Origin of the sequence: Vibrio sp. Isolate33 (assembly GCF_022397895.1) — a bacterium.
Taxonomy (GTDB): Bacteria; Pseudomonadota; Gammaproteobacteria; order Enterobacterales; family Vibrionaceae; genus Vibrio; species Vibrio pomeroyi.
This window is the reverse complement of record NZ_JAKEUP010000010.1, coordinates 44,236-64,203: the sequence shown is the minus strand read 5'-3', so window position 1 is coordinate 64,203 and position 19,968 is coordinate 44,236. Positions and strand designations below refer to the sequence as shown.

Genomic DNA, 19,968 nt, shown 5'->3' with positions numbered 1-19,968 from the left:
AAAGTACCTCCAAACTAATTAAAGCTCTTCAAAACCTGGCTGCTACTTCCGGCAAGTTCTTCATCGCCGCCTTTACCCACATACTTATCGTATCCCGCTTGCATGCGCTCCCCAGTACCATCAGGTAGAACCTGCAAGTTCTCTTGAGTTGCATTCGGGTTGTACGTTTGCTCCATTTTCAGCTTCGCAACCGACTGACCTAAAGGGGCATCATTCGCACACCCCACCAATAAAACGACGAGAAAGACCATCATTGTTTTTATCATATCTATCTCCTTATAAATCATGACCAAATGAACCTTCACTACCACCATCAGTTGGCGCGATACTCTTAGAAGAACTTGTACTACTGTTATCTTCGGAATCGGAAGGCTCAGCAATATAAGCACCTCTACCCAACAGGTAATATTCAAGATCATTAGGATCAACAAAAGCATCGGTTGGTAACGTGACTTTACTTCGGTCTACGGGTTTAGCGAGCCTCGGTGTAACAAGAATGACGAGCTCGGTTTCACCGGATATATATTCTTGGCTATTGAAAAGCTGACCTAACACTGGCACATCACCGATACCTGGCATTTTGTTACTTACATCTCGTACGTTCTCACTCAAAAGCCCTGCAATACCGATGGTTTGACCATCAGCGAGCTCAAGTGTGGAAGAAGCACTTCTACGTGTGATCGGTGGAATAAAGTATGTTGCATTGGTCGAACCTGGGTCGATCGTCAATGAGCTGTTATTAGCAATCTCACTCACATCTACCGCTAGGTTCAGATTGATTTTTTGATCGCTGAGTACAGTCGGAATAAATTTCAGCCCTACCCCGTACTCTTTGTACTCAATGGTAATACCGTCATCGTCTGGAACAGGAATAGGGAACTCACCACCCGCTAAGAACTCGGCCTTAGATCCACTCAATGCCGTTAGGTTAGGTTCTGCTAATACCTTAGCCACACCATTCTGCTTGGCGACATCCAACGCAAAGGTAAACAAGGTATTGCTATCAATGAATGAACCTAGAATCCCATAATCGGTTGACGTGGGAATATCAAAGATGGGCGTTGCCCCCAATACACCAGCTGGAACCGATGAGCCACCCCAAGAGAAATTAGAACCACTGGTTTGGAAGAAGTGGAAGTTTGCATCGAACTTTCTCACTAGGCTTCGCTGCACTTCTGCGACGGTCACCTCTAGCATGACTTGCTGAGCACCACCAATCGACATCAAGTTGATAACCCCAGTTGCAGCCGCTTGCTCACTGCCACTTTCTTTTGAATCATCCGCGGCTTGCCCTGCTGCGTAAGTTTCAGCAATTCTCATCGCCACATTCATTTTTTGTTGGTTACTGATTTGCCCACTTAACAGCAAACGATTCTGAGCGCTGTGTACCTCAATCGTTTCATCAGGAAGGAACTCGTACAGCTTCGACTTCAAACTATTAAGATCATGAGTGACTTCGATATTAATAGATTCAATCAACTGGCCGCGTGAATCCCATGCCATCAGGTTGGTTGCACCCAATTTGTTACCAATTAAAAACACTTCGTTTGACTTCAGAATCACGATATCCAAAACATCAGGATCACCAAGAGAAACCTTGCTCGCTTTGCCTGAAAGCACCACATGCGTGGATTTATGATGTGGAACCGTGACCGTTTTTCCGGTTTGTAATGAAGCAAAACTTACAGTCGAAAAACAAATCAGGCTCAACGCACACACTAATATTATTCTCATATCTCACCTCAATCCTTGACGCGAACATTGGATGTTTCCGTACCCTTAATAATGGTCACGCTTGGTCTAGGCACGTATCGACGAACGACTTTCTTTTCTACTTCATGAGGGTTTCTTAAGGTTAGCTGGATACTGCCTTTGCTCTTCGCCGTCAGAAGCTTTTCAGCATCTTTAGGGGTTACCTCAAGCGTTACCGCACGAACAATAATAGGGCTGTTTTCTTTGGTTCTGGCAGTCTGGTCAACGGCTAATACCTTAATGTCTTTCAACACCGTTTGAGTCGACGCAGAGTTTTTACCGTAGGAAACGGTATTAAGAATATCGACCTTATTTCCGGGTAGTAGGAAACCAGCCACACCAATAACATCATCCACTCGAATCGTCACTGCTCGCTTATTCTCAGGAATGAGTGCCGCAAGTGTCGAACCTTCACCCGGAACGGTAAAACGTAACTTATGAAGTACCTCTCCGGCATAAATAGTGTTCGCAACAACCTTACCAACGAGCTCTGACTCATCTGAATAGTTGTTGTCATTAATCCAATCAACTTCCATCAACTTAGTCGTTAAGAATTGCTTTTCAATTATGGTTCCAGCTTCAATTTCTTGAGACGCAACTACAACCGGGTGACGTTCAACCTCTTCGACTTCAACAGTCGGTTGAACTTGGTCGTCCATCCATTGCTTAGCAAAGAATACAGCTGCTAAGCCGAATACTACGGACAGTAAAAACAGTAGGAAAACCTGACTCTTATTCATTATTTTCTTCCTCGTGTCCATCAGAGGTAAAGTAGACTTCCCATGCCATGGAAAGAATATCGAAAGTAATAACGGGCGGGAGTTGCTCAAACGAAAGAATGTCTTTACTAATACCTACGAGGTCTTTCGGTAAGCAGGGGAAAAGTGGCACCTTATAAAGGGTGTGCATTTGCGACAGACGCTCAAAGAATCCATCTTGTAGCTCCATCTCTTTCTCCGCTACAACGTTCATCCATAAAGCTTCATAATCACGTTGATTAAGAGGTTTAAACTCAATTTTATAACCCAGTCGGCGTAAGAATGCTGGGTCACTGATCTTCTCAGGGTTCAAGTTCGTGGAGAAGGCAAGCGTTAACACAAATGGCATCGTAACTTGTTGGCCATTAGGTAACGAGAGGTAATCAAAAGAATACTCCATCGGCACAATCCAGCGATTAAGCAATGTATCCACTGGCATTGGTTGGCGTCCAAGATCATCAATAACAAAGATGCCGTTGTTGGCCATCATTTGTACGGGAGCCAACCAAACTCGACTGTTCTCAGAGTGATTAACTTCAAGCATGCTCATGGTCAGCTCACCACCAACCTGAATGTTCGGTCGTTCACAATTAAGCCAACGCTTATCGTATTGATCTTTAAGAGAGACGACATTCTCACTACCATTACTATCTAGTGGTTTATGGTGTTGAGTAGAAAAAACCTTAATGATATTTCCGAGCGCATAAACGGCATAAGGAATAAAAACGGATGTGTGTAGAGCATTCACAATACGTGTTGCAACAAAGGTTTTACCGGTTCCTGCATGCCCATACAGAAGCAAAGCTCTACCCGAATTAATTGCAGGTCCCAACACCGAGATCATTCTGTTGACGCCATAAACATCACTCAGTGCCGCTTCGACATGTGGTCGCGTCACTAACTCAGCTCTCAGATCTTGTTGTTTTACAATGTCACTATATTGAGCAAGTGAAACAGGAACAGGTCCAAGATAGGCATCACGGGTAAAGGCGAGGTCAGCTTCTTCCATACCTTTCTCCGACAAGGAATATCGGACATGGCTATGTGAAGATGACTCTAAGGAGAGAGCTGACACTGGCTGGAAAACTTCAATCAATGATTTTTTTCTGAGTACCGCAAGTCCGTTTTCAACAATATGCGTCACTACACACAAGTAGTTAGAAAGCTCTAAGACATCAGATTTAGGGTATGCAGATAAGTGCTTGAGCAATAGATTTTCAATCACAACTTCAGGTATACCAAGCGATTCAATGGAAGTCGGAACCAAAGGAGCTGATATTTGAGGCTTTAAAGTGCTCGGGGAAGGAATCCCTCTCATATCCATATGTTCTCTCCAACACACCGAATAATGGTTAAATTTAAATTACATAAAATAGCTATACATTGCTAAGCCTATAACAACTGAAGGTGCGAAAGGCATCGTCACCTTATTAGAATACCTAGAATGAACTGTAGACAGTTTTCTAGTAATTGGCGATATTCCACTGACTAACATTAATTTTTCTTCAAAATAACCTCTAACGGTTAGAGACTCGCTATTAGCTCGACTATGAAATAAGTAAAAGGTAGCTATTATTCCTGAAGCAATAAGAATATAGAAAGAAATATCGACTAAATTACCCCACCCAACATATAAACCTATCACACCTAAAAATTTGACATCCCCCGCTGACATTGCTCGTAAGAAATATAAAATAAGCCCAGATACGAAAAATGCTGCCGACCCTGCCAGAGAAATGGCAAGTGAACCCCAAGTTAATCCGTTATTAATTGACAAAACAAAATATAACAATATAAATAAAATCAATACTTTATTTGGTATCCTGTTTTCTTTTACATCGAAAACAGATACGACAACTAATAACACCCAAAATACAAGAGATTCACTTATCATTCATTCATATACCTGACACAATTATTAAAAATTTACTGAATAAAGCGGTGGCTATACCAGAGAATATTGCCCAAGCAAGAAATACAAGCAAAGCCGCACCTATAATGTATTCGACAATGGTTAGTCCTTTCTGCTTTTTAATTCCCTTAAGATTCATATTTCTATGGTGCAGTTGTCGTACTAATCGCACCAACAATCGCGCTTAGTTTGGTGGACAACGCACTACCTATTCCACTAAATATGGTTGTCAATCCTAAAACTAACATAGCAGCACCGATTACATATTCGATGACAGTTAGACCTTCTTCATCGTTCATGAATTCTTTAATATTTTTCAATAAGTTGTTCATAAGAATCTCTCCTTGATTTACGTATCAGGTTTTGTTTACCTGTAAACTAAATCTAGAGCTGAACAATATATTCGGTTAGGATTTTCTTGCCATTTACTTGCACTTTTTTGTCGTACTTCTAATCTATTTAATAAACACGATTTTGTTATATTTTTTCGCCACCAATCTGAATATGATACAGGTTCAATATTAATGAAAATAATTACACCTTTACTGTCAGATATCGATAGCGACTTTAATTCAATCATGATCAATAAAATTAGTCGTTACTTCCCTATTGATAACTATAAACAAGATATATCTATAATCAGTAACTTAGACGTAAGGCTCGTATTCTTTATATTGAATAAAACAGATAATCTTCAACTGATTAAAATGGCACTCTCTATTTGTGAAAATCTCAACAAACGAATAGTCATTATTTGTTCAGGTCAGATACCTAATATCGTGCGAAATCATAAGAATATATTCTTTGTTATCGAAACTAACAGTAATCATCTGACCAGTACTTTTGAAGAACTTAAGAATAAAACACAACATATCTTCGAACCTCACTTCGATCTCGACCGAGATACCAATAGCAACAATCAACAGCCAGCAAAACTGTTCACGTCTGAGGTCGTAAACTTTGTTATGGACAACATTAACAAAGAGATAAGAGAAACAGAGATCGCTGAAAAGTGTCATTGTTCCACCACCTACTTTTCTAAGAAGTTTCATCTACACTTTGGAGTAAGCTTTAGAGACTTTGTGTGCGATAAACGAATCCTGTTAGCCAAGAAGTTAATCGAAGCCGATACCGAATCAAAAATCGCTGTCATTTCTTATCAATGTGGATACAAGGATGTGTCGTATTTTTCGAGAATATTTAAGAAAAGGACCGGAGTAACGCCCGCAAGTTACAGACGTGCCTGCACGGATAACAGAAAACGCTAATTTTACTCCCTAAAAGAAAAAATCATGGTACATTTAACATGATTTTAACAAAAATAACTTAGCGAAAAACATGGAGTTAGACAATGATTCAGCCTAACGAGTTTAGCCAAGAACAAGCAACAGCTCTCCCTACACCCAATGAGATGATTTTAAAATGGGCAGAAGAACGCCCAGATGAAGTCTATCTAAAACAAATAATTAACCGCCAATTTGTTGAATTCACTTATAAAGAAGTGGCCGACAAAGCACTCAAACTGGCGTCAGCATTAGAAGGACTCGGAGCCCAACCAGGCGATCGAGTCGCTCTGGTTTCAAAAAACTGTGCAGAGTGGTTTATCTGTGATCTTGCCATGATGTTAGGAGATTTTGTCAGCGTCCCAATCTTTCCAACAGCTGGTGCAGACACCATTCAATACTGTATTGAACACAGTGAAAGTAAGATTGTGATCGCAGGTAAGCTTGACGACCCTAAGGCGACTCAACAAGTACTTGATGACAACCCTAGCTTGATCAGTATCTCATTACCTTACGATAGTGCTGCGAAGTGCCAACACACATTCGAGCAGCTCATCGAGACACACGAACCCTCAAGCAAACGACCTCAGCACCACGACGATAAGCTGATGTCGCTTGTGTATACTTCTGGTACATCTGGGTTGCCGAAAGGCGCAATGCTGACCTACGGCGCCTTTACGTGGTCAGTTCAGAGGTTGATTGATCATATCGGCATCCAAAAAGATGATCGTCTATTTTCTTACCTCCCACTTGCCCATATTACAGAACGAGTTTACATCTTCGGTTCTTCAGTGATGGGTGGTGTGGTTACTGCTTTCCCTGAGTCTTTAGATACCTTTATTGATGATGTGAAGATGCATCGTCCAACCTTGTTTATATCAGTACCTCGTTTATGGACCCTGTTCCAACAACGAATTCAAGACAAGCTCCCGCAGAAAAAACTGAATTTCTTACTGAAGATTCCGTTTGTGAATAACATCATTAAGAAAAAGCTAGCTGACGGCCTAGGCTTAGATCAAGCACGAGTTCTCGGCTGTGGCTCAGCGCCAGTATCACCAGCTCTGCTCGCATGGTACGAAAGCGTTGGCTTACACATTACTGAGGCTTGGGGCATGACTGAGTCTTTCGCCTACAGCACGCTCAACTACCCTTTCAGAGCCGATAAAATTGGTACTGTCGGTAATGCTGGTCCAGGGATCGAACTCAAGATAGCTGAAGACGAAGAGATTCTAGTTCGAGGTAAAGGGTTATTCTCTGGTTACTACAAGAATGATATTGCGACTCAAGAATCTTTTAACTCAGAGGGTTGGCTTCATACAGGAGACATCGGTGATATCGACAGCGAAGGCTACCTAACAATTCGTGGACGTAAGAAGGATACCTTTAAAACTGCGAAAGGTAAGTTTGTTGCTCCTGTTCCTATCGAGAACAAACTCTTTGAATACAGCCGCGTAGAAATGATGTGTTTGATAGGCTTAGGCTTGCCTGGCCCTATTCTGCTTGTCGTTCCACACGACTTTCCTAATTTTGATCGAGCTCGTTATGAGAAAACGACCAAGCGTGTTATCGAGAAGATGAACGAACAACTCGCTTCACACGAGAAGATCAAAGGCGTATTGATGATTAAGGAACCGTGGAGTATTGAGAATGGTGTTTTAACTCCGACTCTTAAGATCAAACGACATATCCTCGAGCAGAAATACCACGAAGTTGGCCATAACTGGCCGAAAGACAAACTAGTGGTTTGGGAAGAATAAACAACGACAAAACAACACATAGCACTAAGAGGGGGCTGAAAAAGTCCCCTCTTTTTATTTAACTCAACTCTCTGTCGCGAGCTTAATGATCATAGGTAATCAAAGGTAATTAACAGACACCTTATAAGGTTAAACGAATAATCACATCCAACATCTCATCAAAGCAAGGGCCTAACGCCTCTTCATCGATAGCGTGACAATACACTCCCTCTAACTGAGCAGGGTCATAATCCGCACTTAAATCAGGATCATCCAAAAGCGCACTAGAGTTTGCCATTCGCAACAACAAGTCCTCCCCAAATTCACTATCTGGTCCAGTTGCCGATGTTAATGATGAACCTAACCCCAAGGTAAAGACGTAAATATCTTCCCCTCTTGCCGCTTCAGCAATGTCCTCCACTAAATTACGCGCAACCCGATTAACTCTGGTATACAGATCATTGGCAGAGTGACTATCAGGGTCGTATTGCGCGACAGGACGAACCGAATGAGTTGGATTTAGAATATTGAACTCTGTAGCGCTGGAATCATGAGTCGTGTAGTACTGAGGCATTTCACTGATATGGTCGTCAATATTATTCCCTTCATAACCACCAGACAAAGTAGTGGCGATAGAGTCATGTCTCCAAAGCCCTCTCGGTGTGCCACTGCTACCATCACTCGATCGAATTGCGCCTGTGTGTGAGTCCCCATTCTCAAAATCAAACGTAGTCGCAAAAGTATTTGGTGCCCCATCGGTGAAGAATACGATCACTTTCAGGTTTGCAGGATCCGTCACCGTTCTTAACTCATTCAGAGCACGATACATCCCTTCTGATGCATTGGTATATTGCGCATTAGACGTGCTACCAAAATTAAAGCTATCAATCTCTGATTTGATTGTGCTTCGACTATGACCTCGAGTCGCGTTAAATGCGACTGGCACCTCTGAGCCGAACGCGAACTTAACCAATGAAATTCGATCAAAGCCTTCATGAAAATTCTCAACGAATGACTTAGACCTATCGATGACGTCTTGTGTCACGTCTCCGATACTCCCGAGCCTCAAGGAAGTCGTGTTATCAATCACTAATACCAAATCCACTGGACGACGAATAGATTGTGCCGACACACCTGGATTGAACGTATCTAGCCCTATCAATGGTAAAAAGACAGTAGGTACTTGCGCTGTCGCTGATATATCGATAGAGATATTACCAAACGAATCATATGCGAAGTTGACGGCACCTAAACTAGGTGTCGCCGAATAAAAGTCGGCAGGAATGTTCGCCGTGAAATATTTTTGTGCCGCTGCTCGCCCTGCATCTTCACCATTAGCTACCGCTCTTGCAGCCGCAATACTCGCCGCATCGACTGCAGCAAAGAGTTTAGACTTAACAATATAAGCACGCCCAGCATCAACAGAAAGTCCCACAACTAAGAGAATAAAAGGCAGTGCGATGACTGACATCAAAGCCACTAACCCTCGACTGTAACGATATTTGATTGGGGTTCCATTATCCATATTGACCTCCCTTACATATATGTTGTGTCGCTCAGAATATATTCATCATCAAAAACTCGACTAAAAATAGGCGAATAGTCATAGAATACTTCTACGCTGTACACGATCTCCCCATCATCAAGCGCCACCGCTAGATTGTTAATGAGAGGAGGATCATCAGCATCGACATCTGAACACTCTCCATCGCTTGCCCAATTACTGCAACTCGACCAAATGGCGCTATTTTTACTCAGGCCATGTTGGTTCCATCGGTATTGGCTTTTAATGTATGGAGACGCATCTTCTTGCCCAACCACCTCGGTAATATAAATGACGCCGTCTTGCGTCAAATCTAATGTTCCAGATGTCGTTGCTATAATATCCATGACTTCTTGTGGGGTATCAGTATTGCTCCGCGAGATAATATTTCCGCCCTCTCGACTGATACTGATAATGATATGGTTAGCTTGAATGAGATGTGTGATGTCAACAGCAGCAACAATGAGCAACATAAATAATGGTGCTATCAACGTCATTTCTATTGCCGCAAACCCTTTCTCAGCGGCTCTTTTGATCTTCAAAGGAAACATCCTGTTCCTCCTTAAAAAGCTTCGTTTTTCATTGCCGCGCTAACGGTAAATTTAAACTTCCCGTCATCGAGCAAAACATACATATAAGGATTTACGGATGGCCACTCGCAATCTAGATGAATAGAAATAATGTCTCCTGAACCACCAAATCCGGCGATCGCATTGCCGTAGACATCTTCAACACGTATGTTTTGAACATCCATCACTTTATCGAGTAGACCGCTCGAAGATTGGGAGATTTTTTCTAATATTGCCGCTTCTCGGTTACTCGATGCGTCGGGATCCAGATCAGAACGACCTGTAATGGCATATCTTGCGCCCTCTCTTGCCGAGTGTTGCATGGTTAATTTAACAAACCCGTAGATCCCAAGATCAACAACCGTTAAAAAAAGCGCGAAAAACAGACTCACCACGATCGTAAACTCGATAATAGCGATGCCTTTAATATTGGATTTGAGATAGCCAGGTGCGCGGTTACGCCCCGAACCTCTTACAATAGACATTATACAGCCCCCACCCATACGTTTTTCTAATCATCACTTCCGGCCCATTGGAAATTCAGAAAATATAGAAAAACTTATCCTACACCTATAGTTTTGACGGATGAGTTGATCAAGATTTATATCACAGGCGTATTTAAAAGGTTATAAATGGAAAATTAATAATAACCAAAATAAGTTTAACCATCTTACTTTCAATTACTTAATAGAGATTCTGATAGATAAAAACACAATAAACATCGAGTCTTCATTTGTTCATCATTCAAATAACTGTATGTTTTATATCCATTAGAAAAAGAAAGGATATAAAGAGTATGAAGGTGATTTCCATATAAACCTGAGCTCCAGTCTCAAAAATAAGACAGCAAATCATTAAAACTAAGCATTTAGTTTAGTAGTAAATAGAATTCTAAAAACGCTAAGTTATTATTGGTGAATAATCAGATTGAGTTGAGTTGAGTTAAAAAATAAACTCGGTGATAGAACCCAGAACAGTCAACCTCGACGTTATGTTCTTTTTCTATATACCTTTATATTCTTTTATAAATAAGTTCTGGTTATAAATATTTTGTGTAATCAGACGCATCATTGCTCTCATAATCTAATCCTACATCCTTTTTTAATCTAGGGCTTAGCTGCTCTAAATATAAAGCACCATTCGGTTTCAACTCAGTCTGACGTTCCTTTATATTATTATTTTTAAATAATTTAATACCAAACCATCTCGTCCAATTCATTAGTGCTTCCATAATTTCTCTCTTGTGCTTGCTATCGTTCTGTCGTTATTATGAAAACAACCTGTTCGATAAGCGAACAACCATTCCTAACAAGAACTATAAGTAGAAGTTATGGACAATCGACTACGCCACCTTTCCGGACTGCGTTATTTTGAAGTCGCAGCTCGTTTAAGCAGCTATAGCAAGGCAGCAGAAGAGCTCTTTGTTAGCCAAGCCGCTGTTAGCCAAAAGATCCGACAGTTAGAGGAGCAACTTGAGTGCAAGTTGTTCATTAGGAAAGGGCGTGAAATGGCTCTGACTCAAGAGGGTCGAACACTCTTCACACATGTATCAGACGGATTCAAAGAGCTTGTTGCCGGATTAAACAAGATTCAGTCGGAGCCGCTACAAGGCGTAATCATCGTTCGAAGTCCCCCCTCTTTTGCTTCACGTTGGTTGTTGCCGAGGCTTTGGAAGTTCTCAGTCAAACACCCCGAGATACCAATCAAGATCCTGACAGGGTGCGACACTCCTAACCTAAAACATGGCGAAATTGATGTCGCTATTCGACAAGGAGAAGACTTGTGTGTTGAGCAAGGCTTAGCGCTTGAAGTACTGTTCAATGAACCTTTATATCCCTTTTGCTCACCTGAACTCGCTAACTCTTTGAAGTTTACTTCGCCAGAACAGCTACTTAAGTGTTGGCTGATCCAATTTGAGGGTGGTCTCTTCCCTTGGGAGGAATGGTTCAGACAAGCGGATATACCAATGCAAGACAGTACCGTTCAGTGGATGGAAGTGGGTACCTTTGATATGGGTTTAACGACGGTGATGGCAGGTCATGGAGTTTGTCTAGCAACAGATAGCTTGGCTGGAGACTTTATCGAACGTGGCCTACTTGTGAAGCCCTTTAATATTGGAATGACACCCGGCGTTCAAGTGAACTTATGTTTTGACCCTAGCTCTCCGAGAAAAGAACGTATAGAGGCATTTACTGAGTGGTTGCATGAAGAAGTGTCTGAAATATCTAAGATCTAGCTTTAGATTTGGATTTGGCTTTGGCTTTGGCTTTGGCTTTGCAAAGATAACTCAGCATTACTTATCACACTCCGCGTTCACGTAACTCCTTTTATATTGAAAGAGTTACGTGTGTGAAGGTTAGTTATTCCCAAAAAGATTTTCTCATCTCTTCATTAGCCTGCTCTCGGGTAATACCAACATCTTCAAGTAAATGATCCGATAGCTCAGCTAGGTGTTTTCTCGTCCTACGATTCTGAAGATAAATCCTAAATTTAGAATAGAATTTCTTACCTGATAACGATGATAAGAATGAATGATGAGTATTTGATGTCGCGGTTATCGTGTTCATGATCGTTCTCCTATTGACGCTTTGCTTTCTTATGGTCAATAATCGACCAGCAACGCATTAGCGACAAACGATAGATACTGGCATTCAGTTAAGGAAAACTAATGTGAGAGAACGAACCCCACCATTCCAAGGGATCTACTATTTTTATATCGCCGCTGAAACTGGCAGTTTTAAGCTCGCAGCAGAAAAGCTATTTGTTACTGCTGCTGCGGTGAGTCAACAAATTCGTCAACTTGAGGAGTGGTTAGGCGCAGACCTCTTTGTTCGCCAGCACCGAAAAATAGTATTAACTCATGAAGGTGAAGTGCTCTATCTGCAAGCGAAGAAAGGCTTTGCTCATATTCAAGATGGAGTAAGACGAATAAACCAAGACCCCAACCCCACTCAATTGTCGATTTCGACCGTGCCCTCTTTTGCACAACATTGGTTAGTGCCTAGAATTGGCGACTTCCGCGACCGTCACCCAGATTTATCAATGTTAATAGAACCGACCAACAAACTGGTTACCTTTGAAGACTCGGCTGTCGATGTCTGTGTTCGATATGGTCATGGTAACTACCCAAACATTGAATCACGTTGGTTAATGGACGAAGTGGTTTACCCTGTCTGCCATCCTATCTACCAAGAAAAATATGGAATCTATGACATCAGCGATCTGCATAAAGCAGAGTTAATTGAAGACCGTTGGCCTGATATGGATTGGAATCTATGGTTAGACGTTGTTGGGGCGAAGGCAGGCCGTTCGTCACTGCAATTTGACGGCTCACATTTTGTGTTAGAGGGTGCATTATCTGTCCAAGGCGTAGCCTTGGTTAAGCACAGCTTGGTGTATCGCTATTTGCAGGAAAAGAAACTCGTCCGCATCGGTAACATCGCGCTGAAGCCTAAATACAATTACTTTTTATGCGCCCCTCCAGGTTACTTCCATCGAGAAAAGATAAAACGCTTCGAAGAATGGATGCAGGCTCAAGTTAAACTGTTTAGTGATACAGGTAGAGAAGAACTGTCGATTATCCACACCGATTACGAACTTAAATGGTCTGATAATTAATAAAGCGAAACTGGTATACTGAGCTCAAATAAATGGCGAGAACATCTCATGACACAAGAAAATAACCCACTTCACGGTATCACTCTTCAAAAGCTACTGACTGAATTGGTTGAACATTACGGTTGGGAAGAGTTGAGTTACATGGTCAACATCAACTGTTTCAAAAAAGACCCGAGTATTAAATCTAGCCTAAAGTTTTTGCGTAAAACAGACTGGGCTCGTACCAAAGTAGAGCAGATCTACATCGACTTAAAGCGTTAATCTCTCCCTTCTTTATCAGTCCCGTGTTGATTAAATACGGGACAACCCCGGTGTCTACTTTTTAGGGACAACACCAACATCATATCTCGTATCTCGTATCTCGTATCTCGTATCTCGTATCTCGTATCTCGTATCTCGTATCTCGTATCTCGTATCTCGTATCTCGTATCTCGTATCTCGTATCTCGTATCTCGTATTATGTTACAAGCAATAAAAAGCCCCGCAAGCTTTCACTTGCGGGGCTTTTTTTAGCTAATTGAGAAAAGGGCTAATTACTTACCAGCTTCTTTTTCTGCTTTAACTTTTGCAATCACTTCGTCAGCAACGTTAGTTGGACATGGTGCGTATTGTGCGAATTCCATAGAGAATTGACCACGACCAGAAGTGATAGTACGTAGGTGACCGATGTAGCCGAACATCTCAGAAAGAGGTACGTCAGCTTTAATACGAACACCAGTTACGCCAGCTTGTTGATCTTTGATCATGCCACGACGACGGTTAAGGTCACCGATAACATCACCAACGTGATCGTCTGGAGTGAACACGTCAACGTTCATGATTGGCTCAAGAAGTTGCGCGCCAGCTTTAGGCATAGATTGACGGAATGCGCCTTTCGCTGCGATTTCAAATGCGATAGCAGATGAATCGACTGCGTGGAAACCACCATCGAAAAGTTCAACTTCAACGTCTAGAGTTGGGAAGCCAGCTAGTACGCCGTTTTCCATCATAGATGCGAAGCCTTTCTCAACTGCAGGCCAGAATTCTTTAGGAACGTTACCGCCCACAACTACAGAGTTGAACTTGAAGCCAGAACCTGCTTCGCCTGGTTTGATACGGTAATCGATCTTACCGAATTGACCAGAACCACCAGATTGCTTCTTGTGCGTGTAGCTATCTTCAATTGCTTGAGTGATAGTTTCACGGTAAGCAACTTGAGGAGCACCTACAGTTAGGTCAACGCCGTATGTACGCTTAAGGATATCTACCTTGATGTCTAGGTGAAGTTCACCCATACCTTTCAGGATAGTTTCGCCAGTCTCTTCGTCAGTCTCAACTTGGAAAGATGGATCTTCTGCAACCATTTTACCGATCGCGATACCCATTTTCTCAGAACCGCCTTTATCTTTTGGAGATACAGCGATTGAGATTACTGGAGTTGGGAATACCATTGGCTCAAGCGTTACTTGATGCTTAGGATCACATAGAGTGTGACCAGTTTGCACGTTCTTCATACCAACGATCGCAATGATGTCACCAGCTTGTGCGCTAGTTAGTTCGTTACGGTCATCAGCTTGCATCTCAACCATACGGCCAACACGTTCAGTCTTGCCAGTGAATGAGTTAAGAATCGTGTCACCTTTGTTCAGTTTACCAGAGTAAATACGAACGAAAGTTAGAGCACCGAAGCGGTCATCCATGATTTTGAATGCAAGCGCTTTGAAAGTCTCATCTGTAGAAACGATAGCGTGTTCGCCAGTTTCTTCACCGTTCTCATCCATTAGAGGCTGAGGATCAACTTCAGTTGGTGCTGGTAGGTAATCTACTACAGCATCAAGGATAAGTTGCATACCTTTGTTTTTGAACGCAGAACCACAGAACGTTGGGAAGAATGCGATATCACGAGTACCTTTACGGATACAACGCTTGATGTCTTCGATAGAAGGCTCTTCACCTTCCATGTAAGCTTCCATTAGGTCATCGTCTTGCTCTACAGCAGTTTCGATTAGCTCTTCACGGTATTGCTCAACGTCATCAACCATGTCCGCAGGAACATCTTTGATTTCGTAGTTTTCAGGAAGACCAGTGTCATCCCAAACGTATGCTTTACGGCTTAGTAGGTCTACAACACCAACGAATTCGTCTTCACGACCGATTGGTAGAACCATAACTAGAGGAGTAGCACCTAGAACGTTTTTAACTTGGTCAACAACGTTGTAGAAATCTGCACCCATACGGTCTAGTTTGTTAACGAAGATCAGACGAGATACTTCTGATTCGTTAGCGTAGCGCCAGTTAGTTTCTGATTGAGGTTCAACACCACCAGAACCACAGAATACACCGATACCGCCATCAAGAACTTTAAGAGAACGGTATACTTCAACTGTGAAGTCAACGTGTCCAGGAGTATCGATAACGTTTAGACGGTGATCGTTCCAAAAACAGCTTACAGCTGCTGATTGGATAGTAATACCGCGCTCAGCTTCCTGTTCCATGAAGTCAGTCGTTGATTCGCCATCATGTACTTCACCAGTCTTGTGGATTTGACCAGTTAGCTTAAGGATACGCTCAGTGGTAGTTGTTTTACCCGCATCAACGTGCGCGAAAATACCAATGTTTCTGTATTTCGATAAATCTGCCATTGTCTTACTCTGTTAATAGGATATAAAATGCGCGCAGAGTATATCACAATCTGTGAAGACTGATAGCTTTGCATGCATTTGGGACTAAAAAACTTTGCCTTTTTCTAACATATAGAAAAAGGCACTCAGTAGTAACAATCTAAATGATTGTTAATTATAGTGCTAACCTAAAGCCTAATCGGCGTTAAGGTTAGGCTGAATTGCTGCTGTATAGAGTAGCTGAAGTGAGTTCAATTACAACTCATCAAAAGCATTAATTGCTTCCGATAATTTTTTCACACCGTGGATCTGCATTCCTGGAATGCCACCTTTAGGCATGTTTGCTGCCGGTACGATTGCTTTCTTAAAGCCGTGTTTAAATGCTTCATTCAAACGCTCTTGTCCGCTCGGTACAGGTCGAATCTCACCCGCTAGGCCTACTTCTCCAAACACCACCACATCTTTTGGCAATGCGCGGTCTCTGAAACTAGAAAGTAGAGCCATCACCAACGCAAGATCAGCACTGGTTTCGGTTACTTTAACACCACCGACGACATTCACAAACACATCTTGGTCAGCCATTTGTAAGCCGCCGTGTTTATGCAGCACCGCTAATAACAGTGAAAGCCTGTTTTGCTCTAGGCCGACAGCGACACGACGTGGGTTAGCCAGCTGTGAATAATCCACCAACGCTTGGATTTCGACAAGAAGTGGACGCGTACCTTCCCACACCACCATGACAGAACTGCCCGAGGTTTCTTCTTCACCACGAGACAAGAAGATAGCGGATGGGTTGCTGACTTCTTTTAGCCCTTGGCCTGTCATCGCAAACACACCCAGTTCATTCACTGCACCAAAACGGTTTTTGTGGCTGCGTAGCGTTCTAAAACGGCTATCGGTTCCGCCATCTAATAGAACAGAACAGTCAATAATGTGCTCAAGTACTTTTGGCCCCGCCAAGGTGCCGTCTTTAGTTACGTGTCCGACTAAGAACACGGCAACGTTATTCTGTTTTGCGTAGCGCGTTAATGCGGTTGCTGATTCACGAACCTGTGCAACACTGCCCGGAGAAGATTGAACATCCGCAACGTGCATAACTTGGATCGAGTCGATAACCATGATCTTAGGTTGTTCTTTTTCGGCAACCTGACAGATCTTATCCACGTTCGTTTCTGAGAGCATCTTTAGGTGCTCTTTTGGTAATCCAAGTCGAGACGCACGCATCGCGACCTGTTGCAGAGATTCTTCCCCGGTGACATAGAGAGTTGGTAATTGAGAAGAAAGCTGACACATGGTTTGTAATAACAGCGTTGATTTACCGGCACCTGGGTTACCACCAATCAGGATCGCAGCACCCGGCACGACACCACCACCAAGTACGCGGTCTAGCTCTTTAAAGCCACTGCTAAAACGTGGCACTTCTTGCAGATCGATTTCTGACAGCGTTTGAACTGAAGATTCAGTTGCACCACCCGCATAACCACTCAATCGTTCATTACGCGCGACCTGAGGTGAAGCAGCTAATCTAACTTCTGTAATCGTGTTCCAAGCACCACATGCATTGCACTGCCCCTGCCAACGTGGAAAATCGGCACCACAGTCATTACACACATAAGCTCGCTTTGCCTTAGCCATAAAACCTCAATAATTTACTCAATTACACAATGATGTTGTCAATTTGTGACTTATTTGACCGTACGGATGAAAATAAAAGTTGCAGTCATACCACTTATACTTAAAGATCGATTTAAACTAGTCGATAACATAAACGCACCGTCCATTCTAACAAGAAAAGTATGCAGCAATCTGAAATTCTATCTGTAGCAGAACGTTTAATCCCGGCTTACCACGCCGAAGATTTCGAATTCCTTCTTTCTCAAATGACAGAAGGGGAATCGCCGTCTCTGAAGCTGCTCGTTAAAATGGAACTGAATCGTATCATGGCTCCGTGTACAAAGAGCATTGATTTACGCGGACGCATTGATAATGAGTGTCGTCAGTTCACTCTCGATGGCCGTAAGCACTGGCTCGATGACATCGCTTTAAACGCGTATCAACGTGGTACAAAAAAGTTTAAAGGTTACACCGAGGGCGCATGGGAGTTAGTGATGACTCCGCGAACTCAGCCGCTTCGCAATGTAGTGAAAACCTCGTCTCTAGATAACCACGACATCACAAGCGCTAACAGTCCTTATGAAGCGGAAGCCATTAACCTAGGTTACGACTTAAAGCGCCAAGAGAACAGACTCAAGATTAGCTCACAGGTTGAGATCACCACATCGAAAGGGCAAAGCCTACACGGTGTGACCGTTGATATCTCCCCTTCTGGTGCAAAGTTCAAAGTGCCCTGCACCTTTCGCTATAACCTTGGTGAAATCATCAGCGTTAAATTCACAGAACTTGTCGAAAAGTCCCAAGAAAACGACGTTAACCAAGCAGTAGAATTTCGCGTTCTGGGTATTGATGAATCATACGAGAACAACGCAGTTAAATTTCTGAGAACTATCAAGGTAAGCGACACCAATATTGTGGCTCGCTTACTTGATGAGTCTTTAAATAGCACCAGTAAGAAAACCAGCCATGAGAACCAAGATAGGATCATTCGAACTCGTACGCGAGGCATCGAGCACACTTATCTAAAACATACCTGTAACCTGCCTTTGTTCTTCAGTGGTAGCGAACTCAAGCTTGCCTTACTCACGGATAACAACCATCCATTGTGGCAATACTGGCACGACGAGCGTAACCAACAAGCTCTGGGTACCCTGTTCAACGAACAACGAATGAACCTATTGGCTAAGCCCGGTGTTAAAGGTACCAGTAACGTCATCTATTCGTTTACCCACGAACATCAGAGTAAGACCTTGTTCTACTCGATGATGCTCCCAGAAGCTTCTCGCGAGCAAAGACAACTGTTCTGGCACATTGGTGGTAAACGTAAAAGTTGGAAGGCGTTCAAGTTCTCGGTTTTCGAACTCTCTGAGACTGAGCGACAAGCGTTAGCCAAACACTCAGATACGCTGGCTCAAAGCTCAGCACAACTGACACATTGCGGAATCTTGCAAGAGATCGGCGATCACGAAAGTGCGGCTGATTATCTATTGAGTGAGAAGCCACGTATTCCAAGCAGTGAACTGAATCGATTCCGACACCCACGCACTGTCGTCGGCAATATTCAAAGTATCTACTTTGACTCTCAGACTCGTCGTAAAGAACCGAGATACCAGTTTAAATCGCCGTTACAACTGACCTCACAAGATGGTGCAGCAGCAAACGGGCACACCTTAGATATCTCGAAGCGCGGGCTCAGCATTACTCTTGAGCACCCGATGGTACTCAAGATTAATGACCCTGTATTGGTCAACTTCAATGAGCTACAGCTCTATGATAAGAACTTGCCACTGAGCACGGTGCCTTATCATGTGATTCGCGTAAGCCCGAATGGCCGAAACGTACAATTGGTTATTGCAGAGAATGCTAAGACAATGCGTACCATCGCTTTCCTTAACGGACTTATCGATCAAAACCAAAGCAAACTGATTAAGAAAAAAGAGATACTGCCAACCAACTCGTTGCTCGAATCGTTGCACAATATATTGCTTAGCAAAATGGTCAGTAACCCTATCTTCATTGATAAGCCAAGCTCAACGCTACGTTGTAAGATCATTGGTGTGAACTTCCCACTGAATAAGCACCTAACGTTGCTGGCTAAGCTTGGGCATAATCAGAAGTTCTCACTAGAACCGATCTTTAAGGGTCACACTAGCTCATTACTGGCTGAGCCGCTGAAGAGAATCGAAGGCGCAGAGCCTAAACACCATGACGTGTATATTGCTGCGGTGAAGTTTGGCGACAAGATCCAATCAGTGCATACCAAGTTGGTAAAAGATTTTGCTTCGGCAAAAGAACGCATCTTATTCATCAAGAAGGCACAGCACTTGGGTGATGTGTATGTGCTTCGTGTTACAACCGCGCCAATCTTTAATCCATTGACCACCTTGTTTCAATCGGACTTAGAAGAACTGGCTCGAATTAGCATGCACCAAGCGAAGAAGCTAGAGAACGAGATCACCGCTTTTATCGGCTATGGTGAGATTGAAGACATCACTGATGAAGTGTTGATTCGATTAGAACTGACTCGTTAGGTCAGCATCCATTTACTGGATTTGAAAATAGAAAAAGCAGGCTCATCGCCTG

The 19,968-nt window shown here is 42.8% G+C and carries 19 protein-coding genes; 6 read left to right on the top strand and 13 right to left on the bottom strand.

Features of this window, described 5'->3' with window-relative positions; all coding sequences use genetic code 11:
• Positions 1–14: 14 nt before the first annotated feature.
• The 6 genes from L1D37_RS14885 to L1D37_RS14860 form a co-directional block, all read right to left on the bottom strand.
• Positions 15–287 carry a hypothetical protein gene (locus L1D37_RS14885; RefSeq protein WP_239848346.1) on the bottom strand — a complete coding sequence of 91 codons (273 nt, stop codon included), beginning with the start codon at positions 285–287 and terminating at the stop codon, positions 15–17.
• A complete protein-coding gene (locus L1D37_RS14880; protein WP_176680368.1) occupies positions 277–1,734 on the bottom strand; it encodes a type II and III secretion system protein family protein in 1,458 nt (485 codons plus the stop codon). Before L1D37_RS14880 ends, L1D37_RS14885 begins: the two co-directional genes overlap by 11 nt.
• Before the next feature lie 8 nt (positions 1,735–1,742).
• The gene (gene cpaB, locus L1D37_RS14875; RefSeq protein WP_239848345.1) at positions 1,743–2,492 is read right to left on the bottom strand and encodes a Flp pilus assembly protein CpaB; all 750 of its coding nucleotides are present in this window, start codon (positions 2,490–2,492) and stop codon (positions 1,743–1,745) included.
• Entirely contained in the window at positions 2,485–3,834 is a 1,350-nt protein-coding gene (locus tag L1D37_RS14870; RefSeq protein ID WP_176680370.1) for an AAA family ATPase, read from the bottom strand. The genes cpaB and L1D37_RS14870 overlap by 8 nt, the downstream gene beginning before the upstream one ends.
• Before the next feature lie 39 nt (positions 3,835–3,873).
• Positions 3,874–4,404 (bottom strand): prepilin peptidase, encoded by a 531-nt coding sequence (locus tag L1D37_RS14865; protein ID WP_176680371.1) that lies wholly within the window; start codon positions 4,402–4,404, stop codon positions 3,874–3,876.
• A gap of 161 nt (positions 4,405–4,565) precedes the next feature.
• Complete coding sequence (locus L1D37_RS14860; protein WP_076675737.1) at positions 4,566–4,754, bottom strand: fimbrial protein; 189 nt, start codon at positions 4,752–4,754, stop codon at positions 4,566–4,568.
• A gap of 192 nt (positions 4,755–4,946) precedes the next feature.
• Between L1D37_RS14860 and L1D37_RS14855 the strand changes: the two genes are divergently transcribed.
• Both L1D37_RS14855 and L1D37_RS14850 read left to right on the top strand, forming a co-directional pair.
• Positions 4,947–5,690, top strand: a complete 744-nt coding sequence (locus L1D37_RS14855) for an AraC family transcriptional regulator (protein ID WP_239848344.1) — start codon at positions 4,947–4,949, stop codon at positions 5,688–5,690.
• An 83-nt stretch (positions 5,691–5,773) separates the two neighbouring features.
• Positions 5,774–7,462, top strand: a complete 1,689-nt coding sequence (locus tag L1D37_RS14850; RefSeq protein ID WP_239848343.1) for an AMP-binding protein — start codon at positions 5,774–5,776, stop codon at positions 7,460–7,462.
• 121 nt (positions 7,463–7,583) lie between these two features.
• Here L1D37_RS14850 and L1D37_RS14845 read toward each other — a convergent pair whose 3' ends face one another.
• The 4 genes from L1D37_RS14845 to L1D37_RS14830 form a co-directional block, all read right to left on the bottom strand.
• Positions 7,584–8,966, bottom strand: coding sequence for a vWA domain-containing protein (locus L1D37_RS14845; RefSeq protein WP_239848342.1), 1,383 nt, complete (start codon positions 8,964–8,966; stop codon positions 7,584–7,586).
• Between the two features lie 11 nt (positions 8,967–8,977).
• Positions 8,978–9,535 (bottom strand): TadE family protein, encoded by a 558-nt coding sequence (locus L1D37_RS14840; protein WP_176680375.1) that lies wholly within the window; start codon positions 9,533–9,535, stop codon positions 8,978–8,980.
• Positions 9,536–9,546: 11 nt separating this feature from the next.
• Positions 9,547–10,038 carry a TadE family protein gene (locus L1D37_RS14835; protein ID WP_239848341.1) on the bottom strand — a complete coding sequence of 164 codons (492 nt, stop codon included), beginning with the start codon at positions 10,036–10,038 and terminating at the stop codon, positions 9,547–9,549.
• Between the two features lie 554 nt (positions 10,039–10,592).
• Positions 10,593–10,784, bottom strand: a complete 192-nt coding sequence (locus L1D37_RS14830; protein ID WP_239848340.1) for a hypothetical protein — start codon at positions 10,782–10,784, stop codon at positions 10,593–10,595.
• 99 nt (positions 10,785–10,883) lie between these two features.
• Here L1D37_RS14830 and L1D37_RS14825 point away from each other — a divergent pair, with 99 nt between their 5' ends.
• Complete coding sequence (locus tag L1D37_RS14825; RefSeq protein ID WP_239848339.1) at positions 10,884–11,789, top strand: LysR substrate-binding domain-containing protein; 906 nt, start codon at positions 10,884–10,886, stop codon at positions 11,787–11,789.
• 124 nt (positions 11,790–11,913) lie between these two features.
• On the opposite strand, the gene L1D37_RS14820 is transcribed toward L1D37_RS14825, so the two are convergent.
• Positions 11,914–12,120 carry a DUF1127 domain-containing protein gene (locus tag L1D37_RS14820; RefSeq protein ID WP_239848338.1) on the bottom strand — a complete coding sequence of 69 codons (207 nt, stop codon included), beginning with the start codon at positions 12,118–12,120 and terminating at the stop codon, positions 11,914–11,916.
• 103 nt (positions 12,121–12,223) lie between these two features.
• Between L1D37_RS14820 and L1D37_RS14815 the strand changes: the two genes are divergently transcribed.
• Together L1D37_RS14815 and L1D37_RS14810 are read left to right on the top strand one after the other, a co-directional pair.
• Entirely contained in the window at positions 12,224–13,171 is a 948-nt protein-coding gene (locus L1D37_RS14815; protein WP_239848337.1) for a LysR substrate-binding domain-containing protein, read from the top strand.
• Positions 13,172–13,219: 48 nt separating this feature from the next.
• Positions 13,220–13,432 carry a VF530 family protein gene (locus tag L1D37_RS14810; protein ID WP_017106559.1) on the top strand — a complete coding sequence of 71 codons (213 nt, stop codon included), beginning with the start codon at positions 13,220–13,222 and terminating at the stop codon, positions 13,430–13,432.
• A gap of 272 nt (positions 13,433–13,704) precedes the next feature.
• On the opposite strand, the gene fusA is transcribed toward L1D37_RS14810, so the two are convergent.
• Both fusA and radA read right to left on the bottom strand, forming a co-directional pair.
• Positions 13,705–15,792 carry an elongation factor G gene (gene fusA, locus L1D37_RS14805; RefSeq protein WP_017629642.1) on the bottom strand — a complete coding sequence of 696 codons (2,088 nt, stop codon included), beginning with the start codon at positions 15,790–15,792 and terminating at the stop codon, positions 13,705–13,707.
• Positions 15,793–16,026: 234 nt separating this feature from the next.
• The gene (gene radA, locus L1D37_RS14800; RefSeq protein WP_017063288.1) at positions 16,027–17,406 is read right to left on the bottom strand and encodes a DNA repair protein RadA; all 1,380 of its coding nucleotides are present in this window, start codon (positions 17,404–17,406) and stop codon (positions 16,027–16,029) included.
• Positions 17,407–17,567: 161 nt separating this feature from the next.
• Between radA and L1D37_RS14795 the strand changes: the two genes are divergently transcribed.
• A complete protein-coding gene (locus L1D37_RS14795) occupies positions 17,568–19,916 on the top strand; it encodes a PilZ domain-containing protein (RefSeq protein WP_239848336.1) in 2,349 nt (782 codons plus the stop codon).
• Positions 19,917–19,968 lie beyond the last annotated feature (52 nt).